Here is a 25,780-nt window from a genome sequence, read left to right as displayed (position 1 = left end):
TCAATCCGGGGAAACGATCACCGCGTTCTTTCGAAGATGATCACTTTGCTTCACTCGAAAGGTGACGGTTACTTCGTTCCGAAGGCGATCGCCAGGTACGCCTTGTCCGTCGCGGAGGTCGGCTTGTCCGCGTAGACCTGGGACATGTACAGCCGGCCGTCGGCGTAGAGGATCTCGGCGTAGTCCGGGAGCATGCTCGACTCCGCGTCACGCGTCGACTGGGTAGCCGGGTTCTCCATCAGCGTCGTCTCCTTGAAGGAGGTTCCGTCGATGCTGACGATCTGCCCGCCCTTGTCGTACGGCGGCCGCTTGTACGCGAGGAGGCTGGTGCCGTCCATGCGCAGCGGGGTGATGCTGTAGCCGTCGCCCGCGTCCGCGCGCTGACCCGTCTGCTTCCCGGTGGCCAGGTCGAAGGCGACGATCTCGTTGGTCCGGCTGTATTCACCGGAGCCGTCGTGCTCCTCGGTCGGGATGTACAGCTTGTCGTTGCCGACGGCGAGCGACTTGCAGAACTCGATCTTGGTGATGCCGTCGCACTTGGCCGCGTACGTCTTGCCCGGGGCCGAGATCTTCGCCCGCAGCTTGCCGGTCTTGTTGTCGATGGAGAAGAAGTCCGAGATGCCGCTGCCGTCACCGGCGGAGTCGCCGACGTCGGCCGCGACGACCAGCGGGTCGGTCGAAACGACGCTGGCGTACTCGATGCCGGGCGACATCTTGTACTCGGAGATCACCTTCCCGGACTTCGGGTCGATGGTCTGGATGTGGAGCTGGCGCGTGCTGCCGTACTCGCCGCACTTACGGACCGCGACCAGCTTCGCGCCGCCGCCGTAACCGGAGTCGTAGCAGCTGTCGCCCGTCTTGGGCGCCCACAGCGCCTTGCCGGTGGAGATGTCGAACGCTCCGCCGCCACCCGTGCTGCCCGCGGCGACCGTACTCCCGCTGATCGTCACGTTGTCGAGGTTGATCTCCTGGTCACCGGACTTGATCGTCCGGGTCCAGAGCTTGGCGCCCGCGTCGAGATCGATCGCGGCGAGCTGGGTGCATCCGTGCGAGGGCTGCGTCTTGGTGGGCATGGCCGGCTCGTAGATGATCGCCGAGCGGTTGGCGTCCGTGCTGTGCAGGCTGGCCTGGCACACCGGGCCGGGGAGCTTGATCGTCCAGGTCTTGGCACCGGTCTTCGGGTCGTAACCGTTGATCTCGGCGTTGCCGGTCTTGGCGTACACCTTGTCGGTGAGCCAGGAGCCGGACGTGGCCACGCTGGTGATGCCCTTCGGCACGGCCGGAGCGGGGATCTGGAAGAGCAGGTTGGAGTTGGTGTTCGCCGGCGCCTTCTCCCCGCCGCCGGTGCCCTTCTTGTCACCGCCCTTGTCGTCCCCGTCGCCGCCGGTGACGCCGCCCGACTTCCCGACGTCGTGCTTGTTGCCCCCGTCGGAGCGCTGCGAGTACAGGAAGCCGCCGCCGACGATCAGGGCGACGACCACGACGGCCGCCACGATGATGAGGAGCTGGGCGTTGATCTTCCCGCCGCCGCTCGCCTGCGGGGCCTGCGGCTGCATCGGCATGGTCTGCGGCTGCGGGTAGCCGTACGGGCTGGGCTGTCCGGCGGCGCCGTACGGAGCCTGCGGCTGGCCGGGAGCGCCGTACGGAGCCTGCGGCTGGCCCGGGTAGCCGTAGCCCGGCTGGCCCGGGGGCGGCGTCTGCGGGTAGCCGTACGGCTGCTGCGGGGACGCCGGCGGGGGCGTCTGGGGATAGCCGTAGCCGGGGCCCGCGGCGGCGGGCGGAGGAGTCGGCGGGCCGAAACCGCCGGCGGGCGGGTCCTGCGGAGCGCCGAAGCCCTGCGCGGGCGGGTCCTGCGGGGCGCCGAAACCGCCGGGCTCGGGGTCTGCCCCGCCCGGATTCTGCTGAGAGCCCGGGGAGGGTTCCTGCGGTGCGCCGAAGCCCTTCGGGGGCTCGTTGGGCGGCGGGGGCGGCTGACTCATGACGTGAATACCTCGGGATAAGAAGGGACGGCGGGCCTGTGCGCGTGCGGGACGCGACGGAACGGGGCGGAGGCGTCGGTCACTTGCCGTAGGCCAGCATCAGCTTCTCCTTCGCCTCGTCGTTGCCCGTCAGCCGGGTCGTGGAGATGTAGAAGCGTCCGTCCACGAAGTCGACGGCCTTGGAGTAGAAGCCGGCCTCGATGGCCGCGGTGCCCTGCGGGTTCTGGAGGAGGTTCGTGGGCGTGTGACTCGTCCCGCCCGTCGGGATCGACACGACGCGGCCGCCCCCGTCGTACGACGCCTCGACGTAGGCGACGAGCGCGCCGCCGTCCGTCTTCATCGGCATCATCGTCGCGTCCGTCGGGGACTTGACGCGCCACTTCTCCTTGCCGGTCGCGAGGTTGAACGCGACGATCTCGTTGGGGCCGGTCTTCGCCTCGGTCGGCAGATAGAGCGTGTCCGCGTCGGCGACGGCGCCGAAGCAGCCCGCCAGGTCGCGGTCGAGGATCGCGAAGCCGCACTCGGGCGCGAAGCCGTCGTCGCTGCTGAGCTCGGAGCGCGGGTCGCCGTTGTCCTTCAGGACGGTGATGTTGAACTTCTTCTTCGCGTCGTTCGTCAGGTAGAGCACGACCGGGTCCACGGAGTAGGCACGCCCGACCCGCCAGCCCTTGGGGAACTTCTTCGTCCAACGGGCCTTGCCGGTGGCCGGGTCCAGTTCCTGCACCTCGTCGTGCTCGGTGCTGCTGCCGGCCCCGCAGGACGAGACGGCCAGCAGCTTGGCGCCGCCCGCGAATCCCGCCGGATAGCAGCCGGCGCCGTACTTCTTCTTGTCCCACAGCTTCTTGCCGCCGGTGACGTCGTACGCCGTTCCCGACATCGAACGGCCGACCGTCAGCGTCTTCCCGGTGATCGACAGTTCGAGCGAGAGCGTGCTGTCGAACAGGTCGCCCTCCGCGACCTGCGCGGTCCAGCCCTTGGCTCCGGTGTTCAGGTCGACCTGCTGGAGCTGGTTGCACTTCGCGCTGCTGGCGGAACCGCTCATGTAGGCGATGACGACCTTGTCGTCGGCCGTCTTCTGCGGGGTGACCGCGCAGATCTTCTGCGGGAAGGTCAGCGCGGGCCAGGCGGGCTTGCCGCCGTCCACGTCGAACGCGAAGAGCTGCTTGTACGCCGCCTTCACCGCCGCCTTGCCGGTGATCCACATCCCGGGGGCGTCCGCGCCCGAACCGGGCGCGTCCGGCGCCGACTTGTACCAGAGGACCTTCGCCTCGCCCGCCTTGCGGCCGGCGTTCAGGTCGTCGTTCTCCTCGCCGCCGTCACCGCTGCCGTCGCCGGGGTTGACCGGATCGTCCGAGGCGGGCGCGGACGCGGACGGGCTGTGGCTCGGGCTCTCCTCGGCGACGGGCTTCTTGCCGTCACCACCGCCGGTGACGGCCCACACGGTGCCGCCGACGACGAGCAGGCCCGCCACCGCCGCGGCGACGACGAGCGCGGGCTTCCCCTTGAACGGGTTCTTCGAGCCGCCGGGACCGCCGGGCTGCGGAGTGCCGGGTCCGCCGGGGTAGGGCGCCTGGGGCGGATAGCCGTACCCCTGCTGCTGCCCGTATCCGTACGGCCCGGGCTGTCCGTAGGGGCCCTGCTGCTGCGGCTGTCCGTACGGGCCCGGCTGGGTGTAGGGACCGGGCTGCTGCGGGTATCCGTAGCCGGGCTGCGGGGGTCCGGCGGGCGGGGTGTTCTGGGGCGCGGGCGGCTGCGCGGGAGGAGGGGGCGTGCCCTGCGGCGCGGGAGGCGTGTTCGGGGGCGTGCTCTGCGGTGCGCCGAAACCCCCCTGCGACCGCGGGTCGGGCGATGCGCCGGCACCACCCGTCGGCGGCTGGTCCTGCGGTGCTCCGAAACCGCCCTGCGGCGGCTGACTCGGCGGCTGACTCATCAGCGCGTCCCCCTCTTCACTGATGTGACCCCTCCACCGGCGGCGCCCGATTCGCGCCTCGTCCGGTGGATCTCAGACTGTTCTCAGACGGCTCTTTCTATCACTCCGGGGGGCGCGGGCAGGGGGTCGGTGCGCGCCCTGTTCCCAAGGGAGGACCGGGCTGTGATGCCGCCGTTACGCGTCTTCACGTGCCCTTCACGCCGGGCACGCCGGGCGAGTTCACCGGCCAGGCGGGGGCGCCGCGAGGGGCACTTTCGACAACTCGGGGGCGCCTGGCGGCACTTGCGCGCCCTTTGTGCGGGCCTTGCACGCCGGACGCGCGCGCCGGCTGTGCGGTGCCTCCGCGCCGGGGAGCCACCGCACGTCGCACGAGGGGCGGTCACCCCTGGGCCGGACACGACCCAGGGGCTGCCAGACAGGCCCCAGGCCTCACGCGTCTTCCGCCAGCTCCAGCCAGCGCATTTCCAGTTCCTCCCGCTCGCCCGCCAACTCGCGCAGTTCGGCGTCGAGTTGGGCGACCTTGCCGAAGTCGGTGGCGTTGTCGGCGATCTGGGCGTGCAGCTTCGTCTCCTTCTCGGAGATCTTGTCGAGCTGCCGCTCGATCTTCTGGAGCTCCTTCTTCGCGGCGCGGGCGTCGGCGGCCGACGCGGCCTTCGCCGGGGCGGGAGCGGCGGCGAGCACGGTGGCCGCGGCCGCCTCCTCCATCTTCTTGCGCCGCTCCAGGTACTCGTCGATACCGCGCGGAAGCATCCGCAGGGTGGCGTCGCCGAGGAGCGCGAACACGTTGTCCGTGGTGCGCTCGATGAAGAAGCGGTCGTGGGAGATCACGATCATGGAGCCGGGCCAGCCGTCGAGGAGGTCCTCGAGCTGGGTGAGGGTCTCGATGTCGAGGTCGTTCGTCGGCTCGTCGAGGAAGAGGACGTTGGGCTCGTCCATCAGCAGGCGCAGGATCTGCAGCCGACGGCGCTCACCACCGCTGAGGTCCCCGACCGGCGTCCACTGCTTCTCCTTGTTGAAGCCGAACGTCTCGCAGAGCTGCCCCGCGGTCATCTCGCGGCCCTTGCCGAGGTCGACGCGGTCGCGGACGGCCTGGACCGCCTGGAGGACCCGCCAGGTGGGGTCGAGTTCGCCGACCTCCTGGGAGAGGTAGGCGAGCTTGACGGTCTTGCCGGTGACGATACGGCCGGCGGCGGGCTGCTTCTCGCCCTCGGTGCGGGCGGCCTCGGCGAGGGCCCGCAGCAGGGAGGTCTTGCCCGCGCCGTTCACGCCCACCAGGCCGACACGGTCGCCGGGGCCGAGCTGCCAGGTCAGGTGCTTGAGCAGCACCTTGGGCCCGGCCTGCACGGTCACGTCCTCCAGCTCGAAGACGGTCTTGCCGAGCCGGGAGTTGGCGAACCGCATCAGCTCGCTCTTGTCGCGGGGCGGCGGCACGTCGGCGATCAGCTCGTTGGCGGCCTCGACGCGGAAGCGCGGCTTGGAGGTACGGGCCGGGGCGCCGCGGCGCAGCCAGGCCAGCTCCTTGCGGACCAGGTTCTGCCGCTTGACCTCCTCGGTCGCGGCGATGCGCTCACGCTCGGCGCGGGCGAACACGTAGTCGGAGTAGCCGCCCTCGTACTCGTAGACCGCACCCTTCTGCACGTCCCACATCCGGGTGCAGACCTGGTCGAGGAACCACCGGTCGTGGGTCACGCAGACCAGGGCGGAGCGGCGCTCGCGCAGGTGCCCGGCGAGCCAGGCGATGCCCTCGACGTCCAGGTGGTTCGTGGGCTCGTCGAGGACGATCAGGTCCTGCTCGTCGATGAGCAGCTTCGCGAGTGCGATACGGCGGCGCTCGCCACCGGAGAGCGGGCCGATCACGGTGTCGAGACCCTGCGGGAAGCCGGGCAGGTCGAGACCGCCGAAGAGGCCCGTCAGTACGTCCCTGATCTTGGCGTTGCCCGCCCACTCGTGGTCGGCCATGTCCCGGATGACCTCGTGGCGCACGGTGGCCGCGGGGTCGAGCGAGTCGTGCTGGGTGAGCACGCCGACGTTCAGGCCGCCGGAGTGCGTGACACGGCCGGTGTCGGGCTCCTCCAGCCGGGCGAGCATGCGGATCAGGGTGGTCTTGCCGTCACCGTTCCGGCCGACCACGCCGATGCGGTCGCCCTCGCTGACGCCGAGCGAGACTCCGTCGAGCAGCGCACGCGTGCCGTACACCTTGCTGACGGACTCGACATTGACCAGGTTGACGGCCATTTCTCTCCTGAACAACGGGGACGATCGACCGGACGATCGACCCTCAAGGGTAGTCCGCGCGGCGGGCGTCCCCCGCCGCGCGTTCCGCGCCCCCTCAGTCGAGCACGGTCGCTCCGGGCGCCGGGGACCGCGTGACGCGCACCGCGCGGCAGGTGCCCGAGGCGTGGAGGGCCTCGCCGATGGCCCGCGCGGACTCCGCGTCCGGCGCGAGGAACGCCGTGGTCGGGCCCGACCCGGAGACGAGCGCGGCGAGCGCGCCGGCCGCGCGGCCCGCCGCGAGGGTGTCGGCGAGGGCCGGGAAGAGGGAGAGCGCGGCGGGCTGGAGGTCATTGGAGACGGTGCGCGCGAGGGCTCCGGCGTCGCCCTTCGCCAGCGCGTCCAGCAGGTCCTGCGAGGCGACCGGCTCCGGTACGCGGACGCCCTCGTTCATCCGGTCGAACTCCCGGAAGACAGCCGGGGTGGACAGCCCGCGCTCGGCCATCGCGAACACCCAGTGGAAGGTCCCGCCGACGTCCAGGAGGCGCAGCTTCTCGCCGCGGCCGGTACCGAGCGCCGCCCCGCCCACCAGGGAGAACGGCACATCGCTGCCCAACTCGGCGCAGATGTCGAGGAGTTCCTCGCGCGAGCTGTTCGTGCCCCACAGGGTGTCGCAGGCGAGCAGCGCGCCCGCCCCGTCAGCGCTGCCTCCGGCCATGCCGCCGGCGACGGGGATGTCCTTGGCGATGTGGATGTGGACGGCGGGGTCGATGCCGTGGCGGCGGGCGAGTTCCAGGGCGGCGCGGGCCGCGAGGTTGGTGCGGTCGAGGGGCACTTGGCCGGCGTCCGGGCCCGCGCAGGTGACGCGCAGCTCGTCCGCCGGGGTGACCGTCACCTCGTCGTACAGGCCGACCGCGAGAAAGACGTTGGCCAGGTCGTGGAAGCCGTCGGGGCGTGCGCCGCCGACCGCGAGCTGGACGTTGACCTTGGCAGGGACGCGTACCGTCACCGTCTCCGTCACGGCTGGTTCGACTCCTCGTTCTCGGCGCCGTTGTCGCCGGCGTTCTCGGCGGGGTACTGGCGGGCGCCCTTGGTGTCCCCGCCGTTCGCCCTGCCGCGGTTCTCCGCGATGCGGACGAACTCCTCGACCGTCAGCGACTCCCCGCGTGCCTGCGGCGAGATCCCGGCGGCGACGAGCGCGGCCTCGGCGGCGGGCGCGGAACCGGCCCACCCGGCGAGGGCGGCGCGCAGCGTCTTGCGGCGCTGGGCGAAGGCGGCGTCCACCGCGGCGAACACCTCGCGCTTCGTGGCGGTCGTGCTGATCGGCTCGGCGCGCCGGGTGAGGGCCACGAGACCGCTGTCGACGTTGGGCGCCGGCCAGAAGACGTTGCGCCCGATGGAGCCGGCCCGCTTCACGTCCGCGTACCAGTTCGCCTTCACCGACGGCACGCCGTACACCTTCGAGCCGGGCGGGGCGGCGAGCCGGTCGGCGACCTCCGCCTGGACCATCACGAGGGTGCGCTCGATGGTCGGGAAGGTGTCGAGCATGTGCAGCAGCACGGGTACGGCGACGTTGTACGGGAGGTTCGCGACCAGCGCGGTGGGCGGCGGGCCCGGCAGTTCCTGGACCTGCATGGCGTCGGAGTGCACCAGCGCGAACCGGTCGGCGCGCTGCGGCATACGAGCCTGGACCGTCGCCGGGAGCGCGCTCGCGAGGACGTCGTCGATCTCGACGGCGACGACCCGGTCGGCCGTCTCCAGCAGGCCGAGCGTCAGCGAGCCGAGGCCGGGGCCCACCTCCACGACGACGTCGTCGGGCCGCACCTCAGCGGTCCGCACGATGCGGCGCACGGTGTTCGCGTCGATCACAAAGTTCTGGCCGCGCTGCTTGGTGGGCCGTACGCCGAGGACGGCCGCGAGTTCGCGGATCTCGGCGGGGCCCAGGAGGGCGTCGGAGGTGGGGCTGGTCACGAGCCAAGGGTACGGGGGGCCGGACCCGGGCCGCGCGGCCCCGGCCCGGCGCCACGGGTGTCAGCGGTGCAGGCGCGGTCCGCAGTGCGGCCAGGGGGTCGCCCCGCGGCGCATGTACAGCTTCTTGGCCCTGCGTGTCTGTTCCTCGGCCGAGGCGTCCTGGGGGCGGCCGCTGCCGCCGAGGGTGTGCCAGGTTCGGGTGTCGAACTGGTAGAGGCCGCCGTAGGTGCCGGACGGATCCACGGCGCCGGGCCGGCCGCCGGACTCGCAGGCGGCGAGGCTCGCCCAGTTCAGGTGGTCGGCGCCGCCGCGGGACTGAGGATGCGGCTTCGTGCCGACCCTGACCATCCGGGGCTGCGGCTCCCGCACCACCTCGGAGTCATCGAGCCGGGGCCGTTGCCTGACGCCGTTGACGGTGCGCAGCGTGTAGGTGAGGCGCCGCGCCCCGTATCTGCCGGGGTGGTCGACGACCTCGACGCCCTTGAACAGCGAGTCGTCGTCCGCCCGCCGCACCTCGAACGGAATCCGTTCCTCGCGGACCTCCCTGGCCCCGGTGACGCGCAGGACGGTGACCGTCTGCCCGTCCCGCGGGAAGCTCCCGGCCGGTACGGAGGTCATGTCCTGTCCGTGCAGGGTGATCCCGGCCTCCCGCACGGCCTCCGCGACGCTCGCCGCGTTGGTGCGGATCGTCCGTGCCCGGCCGTCGGCCATGACCGTGACCGCGCGTTCGGTCCGTACGGCGAGCTCCAGCCCTTCGCGCCCGATGCGCCGGGAGCGCGAGGCCGACAGATGGGCGCCCTCGGCACGCACCCCCAGTTGGCCGAGCGCTCCGTCCACGGTGTGCGCCGTCGTCCACACCCTGCGCCGTTCCCCGTCGATGGTGAGGTGCACCGGACGCCCGTAGCGCACGGCGACCTCGTCCCCGCCGGCGAGGGCGGTGCCGGGGGGCGGCGCGACCATGTCGTGCGGGCCCACCGTGACTCCCTCGTCGGCGAGCAGTTCCGTCACGTCGTCCGCGAAGGTGTGCAGGGTGCGCGGTCTGCCGTCGACGCTGAGCTCGATCGCCTTGTCGTTGGCGACGAACGCCGAGGTGCCGCCGGCCAGGAAGGCCACGACCAGGGCCTGCGGGAGCAGCCGGCGCAGGGCCTGGGCCTCGGGGCGCCCGGGACCCCGCCTGCGCCGGGCCGCACGCCGTGCCTCGGCCCGGCCGCCCGTACCGCGCCCGCCTTCCCGCCCGCCGTCGGTGCCGGCGACCGGGGTGTCCGCCAGAGTGCGCGGCAGGCGGGGCTCGGTCGGCGCGTCGGGCGCGACCGGCACGCTGCGTCCACCCCGTGCGCCGGGCACGTCCTGTACGGCGTACAGGACGGCGGGGGGCGCCTCCGGCACCGCGGGCCCGGCGGCACGCGGCGCGTAGGCGGGACCCCAGGACTCCGGGGAGACGGTGCCGTACGGCTGGTGGGTCCCCCGGTACGCCGGGGAGCCGGGGTACCGGTCGTACGCGACGGAGGGGGCCTCGTGGCCGGGGTGGCCGGGGTGGCCCTCATGACCGGGGCGGTCGAGGTGGCCCTCGTGGCTGAAGTGGCCGGGGTGGCCCTGATGGCCGGAGTGGCCTTCGCGGCTGGGGTGGCCCTCGTAGCCGAGGTGGCCAGCACGGGCGAGGTGGCCGGAGTGGTCGTAGCCCTCATGGCCGGGGTGAGACCCATGGCCGGTGCAGCCGGGGTAGGGCTGGCCGGGAGGGCCGGGGTACGCCTCATGGCCGGTGTACGCCTGGTGGCCGGTGTCCGTCCCCGCCTCGTACCCCCGGTACTCCGCGTGACCGCTACACCCCTCCCGGTCGGCCCGCGTCGCACCGGCCGCCCCGGGTCCGGCGGACGCGTCGGCCGTGCCGAACGCTCCGGGCGGCCCGAACACTCCGGGCCCGCCGGGTGGGCCGGCCATGCCGAGCGGGGCCGCCACGGTGGGCGCACCGGCCACGGCGGCGGCACCGGTGACGACAGTGGTGGCCTCGGGGCCACCGTTCGGTCCGTACGTCTTGTACGACTCGTACCGCGAGCTGCTCACGACGACACGCTCCTGGGTCCGGATCGGGCGACCAGAACCTAGCGGAGCGATCGTCACTCTCCCAAGCGACGCGGCTACGCTGTGTCGCGACACTTCTCCGCCGAGGACCCCGGCGCGGCCGGGAAGAACCCCCGAAACCGTTATGGATCAGTAATCGAACGCGCGCGCGGTGTTGGCGGAGATCGAGGTCGCCAGCGCGTCCTCGTCGATCCCCCGCACCGCGGCCATGGCGCGCACCGTGACCGGAATGAGATACGGGGCGTTGGGCCGTCCGCGGTACGGCGCGGGGGTCAGGAAGGGCGCGTCCGTCTCGACGAGGACGAGTTCGAGCGGGGCCACGGCCAGCGCGTCGCGCAGCGGCTGGGCGTTCTTGAAGGTCATGTTGCCGGCGAAGGACATGAAGTATCCGGCGCGGGCGCAGACCTCGGCCATCTCGGCGTCGCCGGAGTAGCAGTGGAAGACGGTCCGCTCGGGGGCGCCCTCCTCCGCGAGGACGCGCAGGACGTCGGCGTGGGCGTCGCGGTCGTGGATGACCAGGGCCTTGCCGTGCCGCTTGGCGATCTCGATGTGGGCGCGGAAGGAGCGCTCCTGCGCCTCCTTGCCCTCGGGCCCGGTGCGGAAGTGGTCGAGGCCCGTCTCGCCGACGCCCTTCACGTGCGGCAGCGCGGCGAGCCGGTCGATCTCGGCGAGCGCCTCGTCCAGGGCCGCGTCACCGCCGGGTACCCGCGCGCCCTGCCTCGACCAGCCGTCCGGGTCGCCCAGCACGATGCGGGGTGCCTCGTTCGGGTGCAGGGCGACGGTGGCGTGGACGGCGTCGTGCGTGGCCGCCGTCTCGGCCGCCCAGCGGGAGCCCTTCACGTCGCAGCCGACCTGGACGACCGTCGTCACACCGACGGAGGCGGCCTTGGCGAGGGCGTCCTCGACCGTGCCGGACTGCATGTCGAGGTGGGTGTGCGAGTCGGCCACGGGAACGCTCAGGGGCTCGGGGAGCGGCGGTGCGGCGTTCTTGTCGGAGGCGGAGGAGGCGGAAGGCATGCCCCGATCCTACGAAGGGGGCATGCCCGGCCCCACCTCGCGGGGAGCGGGCAGGCCGTCCTGGGTCTCCGCCCGGGAGCGGGCCGGCCGTTCCCGGAGGTCCCGCCCGCCGGGGGGTCAGCCCGCCCGGCGGTGCTGGAACGGGTGCAGCAGGTCCGACAGGTGCCAGTGGCGCGGCTCCTGCGGGGTGTCGGAGGAGGTCGTCGCGGGCTGGGTCTCCCCCTCCGCGCCGTCCTCGGACCGTCGCGGCGGCACGGGCTTGCGCGCGCGGTGTGTCGCGGAGCGCATCGAGTCGAGGGCGAAGGACACCTGACCGGCGCGCATGATGCGCACCACGTGGCTGTCGCAGTTCAGGCAGGTGGGCCGGCTGAGCGGCGAGGGCACGACCTCGCCGTCCGCCACGTACACGACGTACTCGGAGCCTTCCGTGTCGCGGTGGTGCTCGATCTCGTACGACTGCTCCCAGCCGTGCCCGCAGCGCATGCAGGCGAAGGAATACGATTCGTGGACGACGGCCGTCGCCGTGCCGCGATGCCTGGTCTGTTCGGTGACCTGACCGGCGGTGCCGCCGCCGGTCCGTCCTGTGGTCTCACTCATGCCAGCCGCTCCTCTTGTCCGCTGGACAAGCACCCCCGTCGGCGAATTCCCCCGGAATTCCACCGGTTCGCCGGAGGCGAGGGACGGGTACGTCCCTCCGTCCAGTGGACGCCTCTCCCGGCCCGAACGCATCCGGCCTGCCGAGTGTTGGAGCCGTCTTGGCCTTTCCTTGTCGGAAGGCTCCTGTCACACGGCCTGATCTTTGCTTTTCACGATAGTCCTTTGCCCTTCTATGGGCCGCTTCGTTCGGCGTTCTTTGCCGCCACGACCGCATCGAAGACGTCCCGCTTGGGAATGCCCGCTTCGGCGGCGACGGCGGCGATGGCCTCCTTGCGCCGCTCCCCCGCCTCCTCGCGCACCCGCACCCTGCGCACCAGCTCGGCGGCGTCCAGTTCCTCGGCGCCCTTCTCGGGGGCGCCCTCGACGACGACGGTGATCTCGCCGCGGACCCCCTCGGCGGCCCAGGCGGCCAGCTCGCCCAGCGGGCCGCGCTTGATCTCCTCGTACGTCTTGGTCAGTTCGCGGCAGACGGCGGCGCGCCGCTGGGTGCCGAAGACCTCCGCCATGGCGGCCAGGGTGTCGTCGAGCCGGTGGGGCGCCTCGAAGTAGACGAGCGTGCGGCGCTCCTCGGCGACCTCCCGCAGCCGGGACAGCCGCTCGCCGGCCTTCCTCGGCAGGAAGCCCTCGAAGCAGAAGCGGTCGACGGGCAGGCCGGACAGCGCGAGCGCGGTGAGCACGGCGGAGGGGCCGGGGACGGCGGTGACCTTGATGTCCTTCTCGACCGCGGCCGCGACCAGCCGGTAGCCGGGGTCCGACACGGACGGCATCCCGGCGTCGGTCACGAGCAGGACCCGCGCCCCGCCGACGAGCGCCTCGACGAGTTCCGGGGTCCGGGCGGCCTCGTTCCCCTCGAAGTACGACACGATCCGCCCGGTCGGCTGGACGCCGAGGGCCTGGGTGAGCCGGCGCAGCCTGCGGGTGTCCTCGGCGGCGACGACATCGGCCCCGGTCAGTTCCGCGGCGAGCCGTGGCGGCGCGTCCGAGATGTCGCCGATGGGAGTGCCTGCCAACACAAGGATTCCTGTCACGGTCCCATCCTCGCAGGGGCGCGGCCCGACAAGCTCATCCGACCGGAAGGGGCCCATGCACGGGACTCCCACAGACCTGTTCCCTACGATGGCGCGGTGACCAGTACCGCGTCCTCCACGGACACCCGGCAGGGGCAGGGCCAGGCCGCCGACGCTCGGCGGCCGTCGTGGCAGCAGCGGCTGCGCCGATTCGGCTACACGGCGCCGCCCCGAAGTGATGTGCGCGACCGGCTCGTACCGCCGTATGCCCAGCCAGGCCCGGGGATCTGGGCCGCGCTCGGGCTGCGCCAGGGGGCCGCCGACCGTTTCAACCGCTGGTCGGGCTGGGTGGGCCCGCTCCTGGTGACCCTGCTCGCCGGGTTGCTGCGGTTCTGGAACCTGGGCAGCCCGAAGGCGGTGATATTCGACGAGACGTACTACGCGAAGGACGCCTGGGCGCTCTTCCACCGCGGCTACGAGGTCAACTGGACGAAGGACGCCAATGACCTGATCCTCCAGAGCAACGGGCATGTGAGGGTCCCGGCCGACGCCGCCTATGTCGTGCACCCGCCGATCGGCAAGTACGTCATCGGGCTCGGCGAGTGGATGTTCGGCTTCAATCCCTTCGGCTGGCGCTTCATGACGGCGCTGCTCGGCACGCTGTCGGTGCTGCTGCTGTGCCGGATCGGCCGTCGGCTGTTCCGTTCGACGTTCCTCGGCTGCCTCGCGGGTCTGCTGATGGCGGTGGACGGTCTGCACTTCGTGATGAGCCGCACCTCGCTGCTCGACGGTGTGCTGATGTTCTTCGTGCTGGCGGCCTTCGGGTGCCTGGTCGTCGACCGCGACAAGGCACGCGCCCGGCTGGCGGCGGCACTGCCCGTCGACGAGTACGGCCGCGCCCGCCCCGACGCCCACATCGCCGAGACGACCCGTCTCGGTTGGCGGCCCTGGCGCTGGACGGCGGGCCTGATGCTGGGCCTGGCGATCGGCACCAAGTGGAACGGGCTGTACATCCTGGCCGCGTTCTTTGTGATGTCGGTCCTGTGGGACGCGGCCTCGCGCCGGGTCGCGGGCGCCCGGCGGCGGCATACGGGTGCCGCTGGAGTGCGCGACACCAGCCTCCTTTTCCTGGCGACGGTCCCGGTCGCCCTGGCGGTGTACCTGGTCTCCTGGACCGGCTGGATCCTCTCGCCGGACAACGGCAAGGGCGGCTACTTCCGCAACTGGGCCGTGACCGACGGCAAGGGCGGCAACTGGACGTTCCTGCCGGACTGGCTGCGCAGCCTGTGGCACTACGAGCACGAGGTCTACAAGTTCCACGTCGGGCTGTCGTCGCCGCACACCTACCAGTCCAACCCGTGGAGCTGGATCGTCGCGGGCCGCCCGGTCTCGTACTTCTACGAGTCCCCGCTGCCCGGCAAGGACGGCTGCCCCGCGGACGCGGGCGACAAGTGCGCCCGCGAGGTGCTGGCGCTCGGCACGCCCCTGCTGTGGTGGGCCGCCTGTTTCGCGGTCCTGTACGTGCTGTGGCGCTGGGCGTTCCGCCGCGACTGGCGGGCGGGCGCCATCGCCTGCGGCATCGCGGCCGGCTATCTCCCCTGGTTCATGTACCAGGAGCGCACGATCTTCTTCTTCTACGCCGTCGTCTTCGTCCCGTTCCTGTGCCTCGCCGTGACGATGATGATCGGCGCGATCCTCGGCCCACCCGGCTCCGGAGAACGCCGCCGGGTGATCGGCGCGGCCGGAGCCGGCGTCCTGGTCCTCCTGATCCTCTGGAACTTCATCTACTTCTGGCCCCTGTACACGGGCACGGCGATCCCGATCGAACAGTGGCGGTCCCGGATGTGGCTGGATACGTGGGTCTAGCTGCACAGACGTACCAATGGGGCACGGCACTCTGCCGGGCCCCATTGGTCGTTGCTGGCCCTCCTCGCACGGCCCGAGGAGGGCCCGGCTCTGGGGCCCGGCAGATTTACAGTCTGATCAGGACCGGTAGGCCGCCCAGCCTCCGACCTGCGGTAATGACCGCGACCTGCGGTCGATGGCGCCTCCCTGTCCACACCTCGTCCGCAGCCGAAGCATTCACTCGGTCATGAAGCGATGCGCTGCGAGACCGAGACTTGCCACGCCCATGAACGCGGCGCCGCTGGCCCCCATCACCGCCGGCAGTGCAACTCCCGCCACGTGGAAGAGCACGCCCACCACAGCGCCTCCCACCAGACTGGCCAGAAGGATGATCGCCAGCCAGATGCCCCTCTGAGAGGGGTTGTTCCCGTTCACCTGATCTCCATCCGCGCAGGCCCGACCGGGCCCGGTCGTACCGCACCCTTGGGACAGCCGGGTGCACTGCAACACGACCGACCCCGACGGCCGTCACATCGTCACCCGATTCGGCAATTCCAGCTTCGGCTGGAACCACTTCACTCACCGTCACAACATCAAAAAGTGCTCTACGCTGGCCACGGCCCTTCACTGCAATGTCGACCGGGATAACCATCACGGCCGCCTGGAGTACGACGGAGTTGCCTTCGAAACCGGTGTTCCGAGGCCGAGGCAGGTCAAGTTCACCGTGATCGTCCAGTACACGCGAAAGACGACGGACGGGTTGTACGACGCCGGCAGGGGGCAGAAGATCGGCGTCATCAACGCTTTCTGCCGCAATCAGCCGAACAACAAGTGCCCCGCATGGATGCATCCGTGACAGACCCTGAAGACCGGGAGCAGCAGGCGGATATCACCCGCCGCCTGCTGTACTTCCTGAACGCTCCGCTTGCCGAGTACTGCCGCCTGCTCGGCGTCCTTCCCTCACCCGGCGCTGTGCGCATCGCCATCCGCGCCGGGGACGACGAGAACGGCCGGGACTTCCTGTACGAGATCCCCAACGACACGGTGACCCCGTACTACATTCCCGGCCTGCTGCGAGCGGTCCTGGCCGGACCTCAGCTCTACAGCAATGACGACGTAGGGGAAGCCATAGGGATGACCCTCATCCGCCTCCGACCGGAGGAGATCACCCCGGACCCGGAGCCCGAGCAGGGCAGGGCACTCACCGTCGTGAATGCCCTGGCGGGCCCCGGCGACAACGAGGACCCCTTCCTGATCGGCTTCCTGATGCACGGCGACCGGCTGTTGCGGCTCTACGTGCAGCGTTCCGATCGGCCCGGCATCATCGGCGTCGACATCCGCCTGACCGAGACTCCGGCCACCGGGCTCATCGGTTCACTGCCATCCCTCGTCGAGGAGAAGCAACACCGCCGACCGGCGCCGGACGACCCACACTGTGATCTGCTCGTCGACCTGACCGACTTGTAGAACCGTCACGCGGCCCGCCCCTCCGATGCCGCACGAGGGCTTCACCGCCAACCAATCAGCGTTCGGTTCTCACGATCACGGCCCAGGGACGGCCCAGAAGGCTCGCAGCGCCACGGGAGGAGCCAAAACGCCCTGCTCGGGGCCCCAAGGCGCCCCATCGCGCCAACTTCATCTACTTCTGGCCCCTGTACACGGGCACGGCGATCCCGATCGAACAGTGGCGGTCCCGGATGTGGCTGGATACGTGGGTCTAGCCGACCGGGCAGCCGCTGAAGACCGCGTACAGCAGGCGGACGTCACCCGCCGCCTGCTGTACTACCTGAACGCCCCGGTCGCCGCGCACTGCCGCCTGCGCGGCGTCCTGCCCGCGCCCGGCGCCGTACGGATCGCCATCCGTGCCGGAGAGGGCGAGCACGTCATGGACCTGCTCTACGAGATCCCCGACGACACGGTGACCCCCTACCGGATTCCCGGCCTGCTGCGTACGGTCCTGACCGGACCCCAGATCTACAGCAGCAGTGATGTCGACGAGGTCATGGGGATGACGCTCATCCGCCTGCGCCCGGAGGAGATCACCCCGGACCCGGAACCCGAACAGGGCCGGGCACTCGCCGTCGTGCGCGCGCTGTCCGACCCCGGCGACGACGAGGACCCCTTCCTGATCGGCTTCCTGATGCACGGCGAGCACCTGTTGCGCCTGTACGTGCGGCGTCCCGACCTGCCCGGCATCGTCGGCGCCGACATCCGCCTGACCGAGACACCGCACACCGCGCTGATCGCCTCCGTGCCCTCCCTCCTCGGGGAGGAGCAGTACCAACGGCCGGCCGCGGACGACCCGCACTGCGATCTGCTGGTCGACCTGACCGACCGGTAGGGCCGCACCGGCCCCGGGCGTCCGATCGGCGTGGTCACGGATGTGGCTGGATACGTGGGGTCGGGGCGAGCCGACTGGCCGAAAAGAAGCAGCGAGCCGCATCCGTGAACGCCGTTCACGGATGCGTCCGTTTTTGTCGCTAACGATTCGGCGAAGGTCTGCACCACCAGCCCCACCCGCGCCTAGAGTGCAAGGTGCACCGACTTTTCTGAACGCGTTCAGAAGTTCGGAGGAGGGGTCACGGGGAGGGGTCGCACGATGCGCAAGGGGGCCAGGGCAGCCGTCATAGGCGGCGTGTTCGCGGTGATGGTGGGCGGCGCCGGGTACGGCGCCTACAACGTGGTGACGGCGATCAGCGGGGACGGCGGTACGGGAGCCGACGGGCCCGCGGCGGTGAAGACCGGGCCGCCGAGCGGCGCCGAGGTCAAGGAGACCAGCCGCGCGTTCTTCGCGGCCTGGGAGAAGGGCGACGCGAGCAAGGCGGCCGCGTTGACGAACTACGCGTCGAACGCCGAGGGACTGCTCGCCGGTTACCACGACGACGCGCATCTGACCGACGTGAAGATCACCCCGCACGCGGCCTCCGGGGCCCGGGTCCCGTTCTCCGTCAAGGCGACGGTGTCGTACGACGGGAAGAGCAAGCCGTTCGCGTACGACTCCGAACTGACCGTCGTACGCGGCGAGACCACCGGGAAGGCCCTGGTCGGCTGGAAGCCCTCCGTCCTCCACCCGGAGCTGAAGGACGGCGACACCCTGGTCACGGGCGAGTCGGCGAGCCCGGCGATCGAGGCCGTGGACCGGAACAACGTTGTCCTGACCAAGGAGAAGTACCCGTCCCTGGGGCCGATCCTGGACGCGCTCCGGGAGAAGTACGGCGACAAGGCGGGCGGCACCCCCGGCATCGAGCTGTCGATCCGGCACGGCGCCGAGGGAACCGGCGGCGACACGACCCTGGTCACGCTCGCCGAGGGACGGGCCGGCAAGGTCCGTACGACACTCAGCGCGAGCGCGCAGGCCGCCGCCGAGAAGGCGGTCACCCAGTACGCCGAGTCGTCCGTGGTGGCGGTGAAGCCCAGCACCGGAGAGGTGCTCGCCGTCGCCAACCACCGCGCGGACGGCTTCAACGCGGCCTTCCTCGGCAAGCTCGCGCCCGGCTCCACGATGAAGATCATCAGCGCGGCGACCCTCATCGACAACGGCATCACGACAGCGAACGGCCCCGCGCCCTGCACGCCCGAAGCGGTCTGGCAGAGCCAGACCTTCCACAACCTCAAGGACATGCAGCCCAACGAGAAGGCCACGCTCTCCGAGAGCTTCGCGCGCTCGTGCAACACGGCCTTCGTGAAGTACGCCGACGAGGTGAAGGTCGACTCCCTCACCAACGAGGCCCAGCAGCGGTTCGGACTGGGACAGAACAACTGGAAGACCGGCATCGAGTCCTTCGACGGCTCGGTGCCCGCCTCCGGCGGCCCGGACACGGCGGCCAACATGATCGGCCAGGGCCAGGTCCAGATGAGCCCGCTGAACATGGCGTCGGTGACCGCCACCGCGATGACGGGCGTCTTCCGCCAGCCGGTCATCGTGCCGCGCTCCCTGGACGACCGTGAACTGGCCACCGCGAAGGGCCTGTCCGCCAGTACGGTCGCCCAGCTCCGCGCGATGATGAACCGCACGGCCGTCAGCGGCACCGCGGCCCAGGTGATGGCGGGCCTCGGCGGCAGCATCGGGGCCAAGACGGGCTCCGCCGAGGTCGACGGCCAGGCCAAGTCCAACAGCTGGTTCACCGGGTACCGCAACGACATCGCGGTCGCCGCCATGACCCAGGAGGGCGGTCACGGCGGACAGGCGGCCGGCCCGATCGTCGCAGCTGTGCTACGAACGGGCGGCTGAAGTCGCCGTGCACAGGGCGGGACCCTAGGGTGGTGCCTCTCGTTGAGGAGCGAGAGGCACGGGGGTATCACCGGGCACCACGGGGCACCAGGGGACGGCGGAGGACACAGGGCAGTGGGCAAGAGAAGGCGCGTCGCCGAGAGACCGAAGACGAAGCAGCCCGCCGTGCTCGGCGGGGTGATCGCCGTCGCCGTCGTCGGCGTGTCCCTGGGTGCCTACAGCCTCTACGGCAGCGGGGCGTCGGCCGACGAGGGGACCACGGCCACCACCCGCAAGGCCGTCAAGACGGGCCCGCTGTCGGCCGCCGAGATCAGCATGGCGTCCACCACCTTCCTGAAGGCCTGGCAGAGCGGCGATGTCACCCGGGCGGCCGCGGCGACCGACGACTCGGCCGCCGCCACCACCACGCTGACCGGCTTCGGCAAGGACGCCCACATCAGCGGCGTGACCCTGACCGCCGGCAAGCGCTCGGGCGCCGAGATCCCCTTCACCGTCAAGGCCACCGTCACCTACAAGGGCATGACCAAGCCGCTGTCGTACACCTCGAAGCTGACGGTCGTACGGCGGGCGAAGGACGGCGTGGCAATGGTCGGCTGGAAGCCGTCCGTGGTCCACCCGGACCTCCAGGACGGCGACCGGCTGGTGACCGGCGACGCCGGCACGCCGCCGGTCACCGCCATCGACCGGCACGGCGGGGAGCTGACCGCCGCCAAGTACCCGTCCCTGGGCACGGTCCTCGACGGACTGCGCGAGAAGTACGGCAAGACGGCCGGCGGCAAGGCCGGCATCGAGCTGCGCGTGGTCCGCAAGGCCGCGGCCAAGGGCGCCCAGAAGACCCCTGACAAGACCCTGCTGGCGCTCAGCGCGGGCACGCCGGGCAAGGTCCAGACGACGCTCAGCCCGACCCTCCAGGCGGAGGCCGAACGTCTGGTGGCCGCCAAGCCGAAGGCGTCGGTGGTCCTGATGCGCCCCTCGACGGGCGAGATCCTCGCCGTCGCGAACAGCGGCCACGGCTTCAACACCGCCTTCCAGGGCTCCCTCGCGCCCGGCTCCACGATGAAGGTCATCACGGCGTCGATGCTGTTCGAGAAGGGTCTCGCCTCCCCCGACAAGCCGCACCCCTGCCCCAAGACGGCGACGTACGGCGGCTGGAAGTTCCACAACGACGACGATTTCGAGATCAAGAACGGCACGTTCAAGGCGAGCTTCGCGCGGTCCTGCAACACGGCCTTCATCACCCAGGCCAAGAAGCTGAAGGACGACGACCTCACCAAGCAGGCCCAGCAGGTCTTCGGTCTGGGCCTGAACAACTGGGCCATCGGGGTGCCCTCGGCGGACGGCTCGGTGCCGGTGCAGAGCGCCGCGCAGATGGCCGCCGAGCTGATGGGCCAGGGCGGGGTCCGCATGAACCCGCTGAACATGGCGTCGGTCGCCTCCACGGTCCAGTCCGGCACCTTCCACCAGCCCTACCTGGTCGCCCCGTCGGTCGACCACCGCACGCTGGCCAAGGCGTCCCGCACGATGTCCGCGACCACGCTGGCCCAGCTCCGCGAGGTCATGCAGTACACGGCCGCCGCCGGCACCGCCGCCGAGGCCATGGCCGGACTCGGCCCCGACTACGGCGCCAAGACCGGCTCCGCCGAGGTCGACAACCAGAAGCAGCCCAACGGCTGGTTCACCGCCTGGAAGGGCGACCTGGCGGGAGCCGGCGTCGTCCAGCAGGGCGGCCACGGCGGCAGCACGGCGGGCCCGATCGTGGCAGCCCTCCTGAAGGCGGGCAGCGGCGGCTGACACCCCTCTCGGGGCCAGGTCGCGTGGGGTGTACACCGACCGCTAGCGTGCCGTACATGAACGTCCCAGACGAGAACGCCGGCGAGGGTCAGCCCTCCGTCGTGAGCGACGCCGACCCCCGTTTCGCCGAGGCCCTGCGCGAGCTGGGCCTCGACGAGGTGATCGGGCGGGTCCGGCGCTTCCCGGACACGGCCCGCACCACCGCCGAGGCCGCCGCGGCGATCGGCTGCGAGCCGAGCCAGATCTGCAAGTCCCTGTTCTTCGCGGCGGACGGGGCTCCGGTGCTGGTCCTGCTGGACGGCTCGGCGCACGTCGGCATGGAGCTCGTACGGCGCGAGCTGGGCGCCGCGAAGCTCACCCGGGCCGGGGCCCTCCTCGTACGGGAGTCGACCGGGTACGGTCCCGGCGCCGTTCCGCCCTTCGGGCACCGCACGAAGATCCGCGTCCTGGTGGACCGTTCACTGTTCGGGCACGACACGGTGTGGACCTCGGCGGGCACTCCGTTGACCGTCTTCCCGATGGACCCGGAGAGCCTGACCGCGCACGCGGGCGGCACGCTGGTGGATGTGCGCGAGCCCTAACTCCCGCTCCGAGCAACTGAGTTGATGCGACGGCGTGCGATGCCGAGCCCTCGTCAGCGGTGCGCCCATACCGTATGCCGAACAGCAAAGCGTCTTTCTGTAGGGCCAGTTGGCGTCAACACCGGGCCCCTCCCTCCATCGAACACGTAGAACCTTCGCGCGGACCATCCCGACGCTACTGCTAGTGTTCGTGCCGTCACGCTAGGCGACTAGCCATCACGTGTAAGCGATGGAGAGCAGAGGGTTCCATGCGTAAGTTTCAGCAGGTCGTGTTCGCAGCAGCCGTGGCGGCCGGTGGCCTGACCGCCGTCGGCGCCGGAACGGCCGTCGCCGACACCCACGACAACGGACCGCGGGTGTTGGACCTCTACCGCCCGTACCAGGAGTGCAGCCCGCAGACGGTGCTGGACAACAACATCCCGATCGGAGTGCTCGGCCTCGGTCAGACCCGGGACACCACCTGCGGCCAGTTCAACCACGCGTTCACCCGCTGAGGTCAGCGACGTCGTCATCGCGACGGTCGGTACGGGATCCCTTCGGGTCGACCCGAAGGGATCGAATGCGGGCAGTCGGCCCCCCTGATCTCGGTCGTACCCCGCACGCGCACCATCACCGGCGGCTTCATCCGTCCGTCGGGCCAACTGTCCAGCCGACGCGGAAAGTTGGCGAAGGCTCAGTTACGCAGACCACTCCTGCGGCGCGGCCGATCGTGGGGGGCGGCGTCCGCGGCGCCCGTACTAAGGACACGCACCATATGTTCAGCAGGAAAACGATCGCGGCCCTCTCGGGGCTCATCGGCGGCCTCGCCGTGGCGTCCACCGGCTTCACGTACGCACACGCCGCGGGAGACCCGGCAGCTTGCACTCGGAACCCCCAGGGGGACGTCATCTGCGTGCAGCACATCGAAGGCCGGAGCGACGGGCGCGGGACCCCTCCCCACCAGGAGACCTGCATGCCGGTGCAGCCCGTGACGCTGCCCGCCGCCATGGGCAACGGCACGACACAGATCGGCCCCGAGGTGACCTGTTCGCCGGTCACGTCCGGAGCGCCTCGGCAGATCGACAAGTAACGCGAACCGCCCGACCTGCCCCTGAAGCGCACGCCGGCCGAACCCCGCCCTACCGGCGCCATCTGGCCCTATACCTCGTACGGGGCTCCGGCGCGACATGGGGTGCAAATCCCCGATCGACTACACGCGGCGTGCAAACGTTTACGCAACGTGGTCATTCCAGGCGGTATGCCTGGATCAGGAAAGGGTCATCTATGCGTAAGTTTCAGCGCGCCATGGTCGTAGCGGCAGCCGTCGCGGGGCTGTCCGCCCTCGGTGCCGGCATCAGCTTCGCGGACGCGAACGACGCCGTGCCTGTACCGGTCCCGGCAGTCGCCAACGCGTCCGCCAGCTCCGTGGCCATCGGGGGCGGCTACTACTTCCTGCCGCAGGAGCAGGGCCAGCCGCAGGACCAGGCGCTGAAGCAGGCGCAGGAGCAGGCTCAGCCCCAGGCGCAGGTCCAGCCGCAGGAGCAGACTCAGCCCCAGGAGCAGGCTCAGCCCCAGGAGCAGGTCCAGCCGCAGGAGCAGGTCCAGCCCCAGGAGCAGGTCCAGCCCCAGGAGCAGGCTCAGCCCCAGGAGCAGGCTCAGCCGCAGGAGCAGGTCCAGCCCCAGGAACAGGCTCAGCCGCAGGACCAGGGTCAGCCCCAGGACCAGGGTCAGCCCCAGGAGCAGGCTCAGCCGCAGGACCAGGGTCAGCCCCAGGACCAGGGTCAGCCGCAAGACCAGGGTCAGCCCCAGGAGCAGGCTCAGCCGCAGGAGCAGGGTCAGCCCCAGGAGCAGGGTGACGCCGACCAGGACCAGGGTGACAACGACTGAGAGCCAGAGGCTCCGAGTCAAGGGCCGCCGCGGCCTCACTCTGCGTCGGGGATACGGACCGAGCGGTGCGCTGAGTGACACCCCGTGGTGCAAGTAGCCCGGACGCCGAGTTTCGCGTCCGGGCTACAACCATCCCGTCGGCGGACGAATACTTAATTCCTTGACTTTCTCGGCGCAGAAATCGCCGATCAATAAAGGACTATCCGATTCTTCACCACAAAGGAATGCAACACATGCTCTTTTCGCAGAAGTCCGCGGCCGTCGCGGCATTCGCCGGAAGCCTCGCCGCCATTTGCCTCGGCGCCACACACGCACACGCCTTGGGAAACTCAGGCGCCTGCCCCACGGCCGAGCAGAAAGACGTCGTGTGCGTTCAGAAGAATGAGACGTACACCGACAAGGACGGCACGCACGTCATCAAGCAGGACCAGCAGTGCTCGACGACGGACCGGCCGCACGTACTCACACAGGAGGACCAACTCCAGGGAAGCGAACCCGTCAAAGTGGGGCCGGTCGTGGACTGCTCCAACACGGCCAAGCTGCCTGAGGGGTTCAAGGCACCGCACTTCAGCCGCTGAGCGCTCACAGAAAATGCTGGTCCGGGGAACGTCCCCGGACCAGCATTTCGTTTGCCTGTCGTCCTCGACGCCGACCACGACGTGACCTGCCCGGTCCTCCCGCTCGCGGACCTGCCCCCGGAGTCACTGGGACGGCTCGGCCGCCGCGGTGCGCCGGCCGCACGACAACGGCCTTCGCCTCGACCCCATGCCTCCGTGGCGGAGCGCGGGATCAGACGAAGGCCGTCGCCAAGTCCGGAACGAGGACTCAGCCGCCAAACGTGTTGTTGCAGCCCTGGGTCGAGCCCAGCGACGTCTTCTGGGCCCCCGGGTTGCCCTCGCCGCCCAGCAGGTTGCCGCCCAGCCCGTTGCCGATGCCGACCTGACCGAGGACATCGAGGTTCAGGTCGTGCGACTGGCAGGCGCTGTGCTGCGAGACCTTGAGGCTGTCGCCCCTGTCCCAGCCCTGATCCGCGTGGGCGACGCTGGCGCCCAGAAGTCCGACGTTTCCGAGGACGGCCAGCAGGACGGCGGCCGTACGGAGCTTGCGCATGTCATCTCCAGAAGAAGTGAGGCGAACGCGATCCGTGAGGGATCGCCTCTAGGTGACGCGAAGGACTCAACGGCGCCAAGAAGCAATGCCCGGAAGGGTCCAGCACCACGCTGTGCCGCCTCGGAAGTGTTTTGGCGCACGTGAAAGGTCCCGGCACTTTGCCTGAGGCCCAGTGCCGGGACCGTTCATGGGTCAGGCGTCTTCAACGCCTGAGGGGACTTCAGAAGGCGCTGTTGTTACAACCCTGCGAGGAGCCGAGGGAGGTGGACTGGGCGCCCGGGTTGCCTTCGCCGTTGAGGGCGTTGCCCAGCAGGCCGTTCAGCACGCCGACCTGGCCGAGGACGTCGAGGTTCAGGTCGTGCGACTTGCAGTTGGAGCTCTGCGTGACGCTGAACTGGTCGCCGCCGCCGCCGTGACCGCCGGCGTAGGCCGTACCGCCTACGAGCCCGATGCTGCCGATGGCAGCGACCAGGACCGCAACGTTGCGAAGCTTGCGCATTTCATCTCCGTGTGGGGGTGAGTTTTTGCGATCTGCGGGCAGATCGCGGTTACAGAGCAGAACAATAGCGGCAAAAGCCTCGGAATGGACAACAACACGCTGGCTTCATTCGTGTCGCCAAGAAAGCACCGAAAGCCGAAAGCCGTATCGCGGGGCGCGTCGATCCCGATCCGTACCCGGAATCGACATGGCCGCCCGTCAGTGCTGGGCGTTGGCGAGGGAATTCATCTGGCTGTTGGCCTGGGTGCACTCGACCCCACGCGTCTGGGCCGCGCCGAGCAGGGCGACCGGGACGTTCGCGTCGAGCAGCGTCTGGGGGCTGCACTCCTGGACCGGACGGAACAGGTTGGCCTGCGTCGCCGAAAGGCTCTGCTGCCTCTGCGGCGCGTCGGACGAGAGCCGGGGGCTGAGCTGCGGATTCAGCTGCGGGTTGAGCTGCGGGGCGACCTGGGTGCCACGCGACGCGACCGGCTGCTGCGGAGCCGGCGAGCCATAGCCCTGCGTGGTCGCCTGAGCGGAGGACGCCGAGGTCGCCTGGGCGTCGGACTGCGAAACCGCGTGCGGGGCAACGCCGTTGGGGGCGGCCGGGGTGACGGCGAAGCTGGCGCCGGCGCCGACGCCGGACAGGCCGCCGGCAGTTGCGGCGACGAGCGCGATCTTGTGAAGCATACGCATGAGATTCCTCGGCTCTTCAATTGACCTGTACACGGAAGCTGATGTGCCGATGGGCAGCGCAGTCTTCGCTGTCCCTCTGCTCCATTCGGCCGCGATGGACCATCCCTATCGCCCCGTGGGGAACGAAATGAGCATGGCCTCGCAACGGGTGCGGGGGTGCGGTCACCCGTTTGATGCGGCGTGCGGGCCGTGACGCCCGGGTCTGCTGACGGCAAATGGGTGACGCCCCGTCGCGTGCCGTGTCCACGGCGCCCGAACCTCGTTCCCCGGAGGTGTGGGCAGCGGCCGCAAACCGTGGACAGGTGGAGGATCCGCTGCCGGCTCCGATACG

24 protein-coding genes are annotated in these 25,780 nt (G+C 70.6%); 10 read left to right on the top strand and 14 right to left on the bottom strand.

The annotated features are described in order from the left end of the window. Positions 1-68: 68 nt before the first annotated feature. The 9 genes from ACIQ7M_RS22035 to rsmI form a co-directional block, all read right to left on the bottom strand. Positions 69-1,979, bottom strand: a complete 1,911-nt coding sequence (locus ACIQ7M_RS22035) for a PQQ-binding-like beta-propeller repeat protein (protein ID WP_403646789.1) — start codon at positions 1,977-1,979, stop codon at positions 69-71. A gap of 79 nt (positions 1,980-2,058) precedes the next feature. Beyond that, positions 2,059-3,909 (bottom strand): PQQ-binding-like beta-propeller repeat protein, encoded by a 1,851-nt coding sequence (locus tag ACIQ7M_RS22030; RefSeq protein ID WP_403646786.1) that lies wholly within the window; start codon positions 3,907-3,909, stop codon positions 2,059-2,061. A 429-nt stretch (positions 3,910-4,338) separates the two neighbouring features. Beyond that, positions 4,339-6,144: an ABC-F family ATP-binding cassette domain-containing protein gene (locus tag ACIQ7M_RS22025; RefSeq protein ID WP_386981888.1), complete on the bottom strand. Its 1,806-nt coding sequence runs from the start codon at positions 6,142-6,144 to the stop codon at positions 4,339-4,341. Positions 6,145-6,238: 94 nt separating this feature from the next. Next, positions 6,239-7,141, bottom strand: a complete 903-nt coding sequence (locus ACIQ7M_RS22020; protein ID WP_403646782.1) for a 4-(cytidine 5'-diphospho)-2-C-methyl-D-erythritol kinase — start codon at positions 7,139-7,141, stop codon at positions 6,239-6,241. After that, complete coding sequence (gene rsmA, locus ACIQ7M_RS22015) at positions 7,138-8,091, bottom strand: 16S rRNA (adenine(1518)-N(6)/adenine(1519)-N(6))-dimethyltransferase RsmA (protein WP_403646779.1); 954 nt, start codon at positions 8,089-8,091, stop codon at positions 7,138-7,140. The genes ACIQ7M_RS22020 and rsmA overlap by 4 nt, the downstream gene beginning before the upstream one ends. A gap of 60 nt (positions 8,092-8,151) precedes the next feature. Then, positions 8,152-9,435 (bottom strand): ubiquitin-like domain-containing protein, encoded by a 1,284-nt coding sequence (locus ACIQ7M_RS22010; RefSeq protein WP_403646984.1) that lies wholly within the window; start codon positions 9,433-9,435, stop codon positions 8,152-8,154. An 864-nt stretch (positions 9,436-10,299) separates the two neighbouring features. Next, positions 10,300-11,187, bottom strand: coding sequence for a TatD family hydrolase (locus ACIQ7M_RS22005; RefSeq protein ID WP_403646776.1), 888 nt, complete (start codon positions 11,185-11,187; stop codon positions 10,300-10,302). Between the two features lie 117 nt (positions 11,188-11,304). Continuing rightward, positions 11,305-11,784, bottom strand: a complete 480-nt coding sequence (locus ACIQ7M_RS22000; RefSeq protein WP_386981879.1) for a hypothetical protein — start codon at positions 11,782-11,784, stop codon at positions 11,305-11,307. Between the two features lie 230 nt (positions 11,785-12,014). Further along, on the bottom strand, positions 12,015-12,872 hold the full coding sequence (gene rsmI / locus ACIQ7M_RS21995; protein WP_355761145.1) for a 16S rRNA (cytidine(1402)-2'-O)-methyltransferase: 858 nt from the start codon (positions 12,870-12,872) through the stop codon (positions 12,015-12,017). Between the two features lie 96 nt (positions 12,873-12,968). On the opposite strand from rsmI, the gene ACIQ7M_RS21990 reads away from it, so the two are divergent. Then, positions 12,969-14,717 (top strand): dolichyl-phosphate-mannose--protein mannosyltransferase, encoded by a 1,749-nt coding sequence (locus tag ACIQ7M_RS21990; protein WP_403646772.1) that lies wholly within the window; start codon positions 12,969-12,971, stop codon positions 14,715-14,717. A 216-nt stretch (positions 14,718-14,933) separates the two neighbouring features. On the opposite strand, the gene ACIQ7M_RS21985 is transcribed toward ACIQ7M_RS21990, so the two are convergent. Then, on the bottom strand, positions 14,934-15,131 hold the full coding sequence (locus ACIQ7M_RS21985) for a hypothetical protein (protein WP_403646769.1): 198 nt from the start codon (positions 15,129-15,131) through the stop codon (positions 14,934-14,936). A 61-nt stretch (positions 15,132-15,192) separates the two neighbouring features. Between ACIQ7M_RS21985 and ACIQ7M_RS21980 the strand changes: the two genes are divergently transcribed. The 8 genes from ACIQ7M_RS21980 to ACIQ7M_RS21945 all read left to right on the top strand — a co-directional run bounded on the left by ACIQ7M_RS21980 (position 15,193) and on the right by ACIQ7M_RS21945 (position 22,368). Further along, positions 15,193-15,552 (top strand): hypothetical protein, encoded by a 360-nt coding sequence (locus tag ACIQ7M_RS21980; RefSeq protein WP_403646766.1) that lies wholly within the window; start codon positions 15,193-15,195, stop codon positions 15,550-15,552. After that, positions 15,549-16,163 (top strand): hypothetical protein, encoded by a 615-nt coding sequence (locus ACIQ7M_RS21975; RefSeq protein ID WP_403646763.1) that lies wholly within the window; start codon positions 15,549-15,551, stop codon positions 16,161-16,163. Before ACIQ7M_RS21980 ends, ACIQ7M_RS21975 begins: the two co-directional genes overlap by 4 nt. A 232-nt stretch (positions 16,164-16,395) precedes the next feature. Beyond that, positions 16,396-17,037: a hypothetical protein gene (locus ACIQ7M_RS21970; RefSeq protein ID WP_403646760.1), complete on the top strand. Its 642-nt coding sequence runs from the start codon at positions 16,396-16,398 to the stop codon at positions 17,035-17,037. Positions 17,038-17,295: 258 nt separating this feature from the next. Next, the gene (locus tag ACIQ7M_RS21965) at positions 17,296-18,927 is read left to right on the top strand and encodes a penicillin-binding transpeptidase domain-containing protein (RefSeq protein WP_403646757.1); all 1,632 of its coding nucleotides are present in this window, start codon (positions 17,296-17,298) and stop codon (positions 18,925-18,927) included. Positions 18,928-19,041: 114 nt separating this feature from the next. Next, entirely contained in the window at positions 19,042-20,718 is a 1,677-nt protein-coding gene (locus ACIQ7M_RS21960; RefSeq protein WP_403646755.1) for a penicillin-binding transpeptidase domain-containing protein, read from the top strand. Between the two features lie 56 nt (positions 20,719-20,774). Continuing rightward, the gene (locus ACIQ7M_RS21955; protein WP_403646752.1) at positions 20,775-21,299 is read left to right on the top strand and encodes a YbaK/EbsC family protein; all 525 of its coding nucleotides are present in this window, start codon (positions 20,775-20,777) and stop codon (positions 21,297-21,299) included. 248 nt (positions 21,300-21,547) lie between these two features. Beyond that, the gene (locus ACIQ7M_RS21950) at positions 21,548-21,793 is read left to right on the top strand and encodes a hypothetical protein (RefSeq protein ID WP_355761162.1); all 246 of its coding nucleotides are present in this window, start codon (positions 21,548-21,550) and stop codon (positions 21,791-21,793) included. A 260-nt stretch (positions 21,794-22,053) separates the two neighbouring features. Next, complete coding sequence (locus ACIQ7M_RS21945) at positions 22,054-22,368, top strand: hypothetical protein (RefSeq protein WP_355761165.1); 315 nt, start codon at positions 22,054-22,056, stop codon at positions 22,366-22,368. A 188-nt stretch (positions 22,369-22,556) separates the two neighbouring features. Here the strand turns inward: ACIQ7M_RS21945 and ACIQ7M_RS21940 are convergent, their stop codons facing one another. Continuing rightward, positions 22,557-23,186: a hypothetical protein gene (locus tag ACIQ7M_RS21940; protein WP_403646749.1), complete on the bottom strand. Its 630-nt coding sequence runs from the start codon at positions 23,184-23,186 to the stop codon at positions 22,557-22,559. A gap of 344 nt (positions 23,187-23,530) precedes the next feature. Here ACIQ7M_RS21940 and ACIQ7M_RS21935 point away from each other — a divergent pair, with 344 nt between their 5' ends. Beyond that, positions 23,531-23,743 carry a hypothetical protein gene (locus ACIQ7M_RS21935; protein ID WP_403646746.1) on the top strand — a complete coding sequence of 71 codons (213 nt, stop codon included), beginning with the start codon at positions 23,531-23,533 and terminating at the stop codon, positions 23,741-23,743. A 247-nt stretch (positions 23,744-23,990) separates the two neighbouring features. Here ACIQ7M_RS21935 and ACIQ7M_RS21930 read toward each other — a convergent pair whose 3' ends face one another. The 3 genes from ACIQ7M_RS21930 to ACIQ7M_RS21920 form a co-directional block, all read right to left on the bottom strand. Further along, positions 23,991-24,275 (bottom strand): hypothetical protein, encoded by a 285-nt coding sequence (locus tag ACIQ7M_RS21930; RefSeq protein WP_355761174.1) that lies wholly within the window; start codon positions 24,273-24,275, stop codon positions 23,991-23,993. A gap of 220 nt (positions 24,276-24,495) precedes the next feature. Further along, positions 24,496-24,774, bottom strand: coding sequence for a hypothetical protein (locus ACIQ7M_RS21925; RefSeq protein ID WP_355761177.1), 279 nt, complete (start codon positions 24,772-24,774; stop codon positions 24,496-24,498). Positions 24,775-24,972: 198 nt separating this feature from the next. Beyond that, the gene (locus ACIQ7M_RS21920; RefSeq protein ID WP_403646742.1) at positions 24,973-25,449 is read right to left on the bottom strand and encodes a hypothetical protein; all 477 of its coding nucleotides are present in this window, start codon (positions 25,447-25,449) and stop codon (positions 24,973-24,975) included. Positions 25,450-25,780: the final 331 nt, after the last annotated feature.

The organism is Streptomyces sp. NPDC096324 (genome assembly GCF_044763015.1).
Taxonomy (GTDB): Bacteria; Actinomycetota; Actinomycetes; order Streptomycetales; family Streptomycetaceae; genus Streptomyces.
Note: the sequence above shows the minus strand (reverse complement) of the source record. Positions and strands in the feature narration are given on the sequence as shown.

What these genes read in the sequence shown, in the direction of transcription:
- ACIQ7M_RS22035 (WP_403646789.1), bottom strand. Translation starts at nt 1,979, where the DNA reads ATGAGTCAGCCGCCCCCGCCGCCCAACGAGCCCCCGAAGGGCTTCGGC.
- ACIQ7M_RS22030 (WP_403646786.1), bottom strand. Translation starts at nt 3,909, where the DNA reads ATGAGTCAGCCGCCGAGTCAGCCGCCGCAGGGCGGTTTCGGAGCACCG.
- ACIQ7M_RS22025 (WP_386981888.1), bottom strand. Translation starts at nt 6,144, where the DNA reads ATGGCCGTCAACCTGGTCAATGTCGAGTCCGTCAGCAAGGTGTACGGC.
- ACIQ7M_RS22005 (WP_403646776.1), bottom strand. Translation starts at nt 11,187, where the DNA reads ATGCCTTCCGCCTCCTCCGCCTCCGACAAGAACGCCGCACCGCCGCTC.
- ACIQ7M_RS22000 (WP_386981879.1), bottom strand. Translation starts at nt 11,784, where the DNA reads ATGAGTGAGACCACAGGACGGACCGGCGGCGGCACCGCCGGTCAGGTC.
- ACIQ7M_RS21965 (WP_403646757.1), top strand. Translation starts at nt 17,296, where the DNA reads ATGCGCAAGGGGGCCAGGGCAGCCGTCATAGGCGGCGTGTTCGCGGTG.
- ACIQ7M_RS21955 (WP_403646752.1), top strand. Translation starts at nt 20,775, where the DNA reads ATGAACGTCCCAGACGAGAACGCCGGCGAGGGTCAGCCCTCCGTCGTG.
- ACIQ7M_RS21950 (WP_355761162.1), top strand. Translation starts at nt 21,548, where the DNA reads ATGCGTAAGTTTCAGCAGGTCGTGTTCGCAGCAGCCGTGGCGGCCGGT.
- ACIQ7M_RS21945 (WP_355761165.1), top strand. Translation starts at nt 22,054, where the DNA reads ATGTTCAGCAGGAAAACGATCGCGGCCCTCTCGGGGCTCATCGGCGGC.
- ACIQ7M_RS21930 (WP_355761174.1), bottom strand. Translation starts at nt 24,275, where the DNA reads ATGCGCAAGCTCCGTACGGCCGCCGTCCTGCTGGCCGTCCTCGGAAAC.
- ACIQ7M_RS21925 (WP_355761177.1), bottom strand. Translation starts at nt 24,774, where the DNA reads ATGCGCAAGCTTCGCAACGTTGCGGTCCTGGTCGCTGCCATCGGCAGC.
- ACIQ7M_RS21920 (WP_403646742.1), bottom strand. Translation starts at nt 25,449, where the DNA reads ATGCGTATGCTTCACAAGATCGCGCTCGTCGCCGCAACTGCCGGCGGC.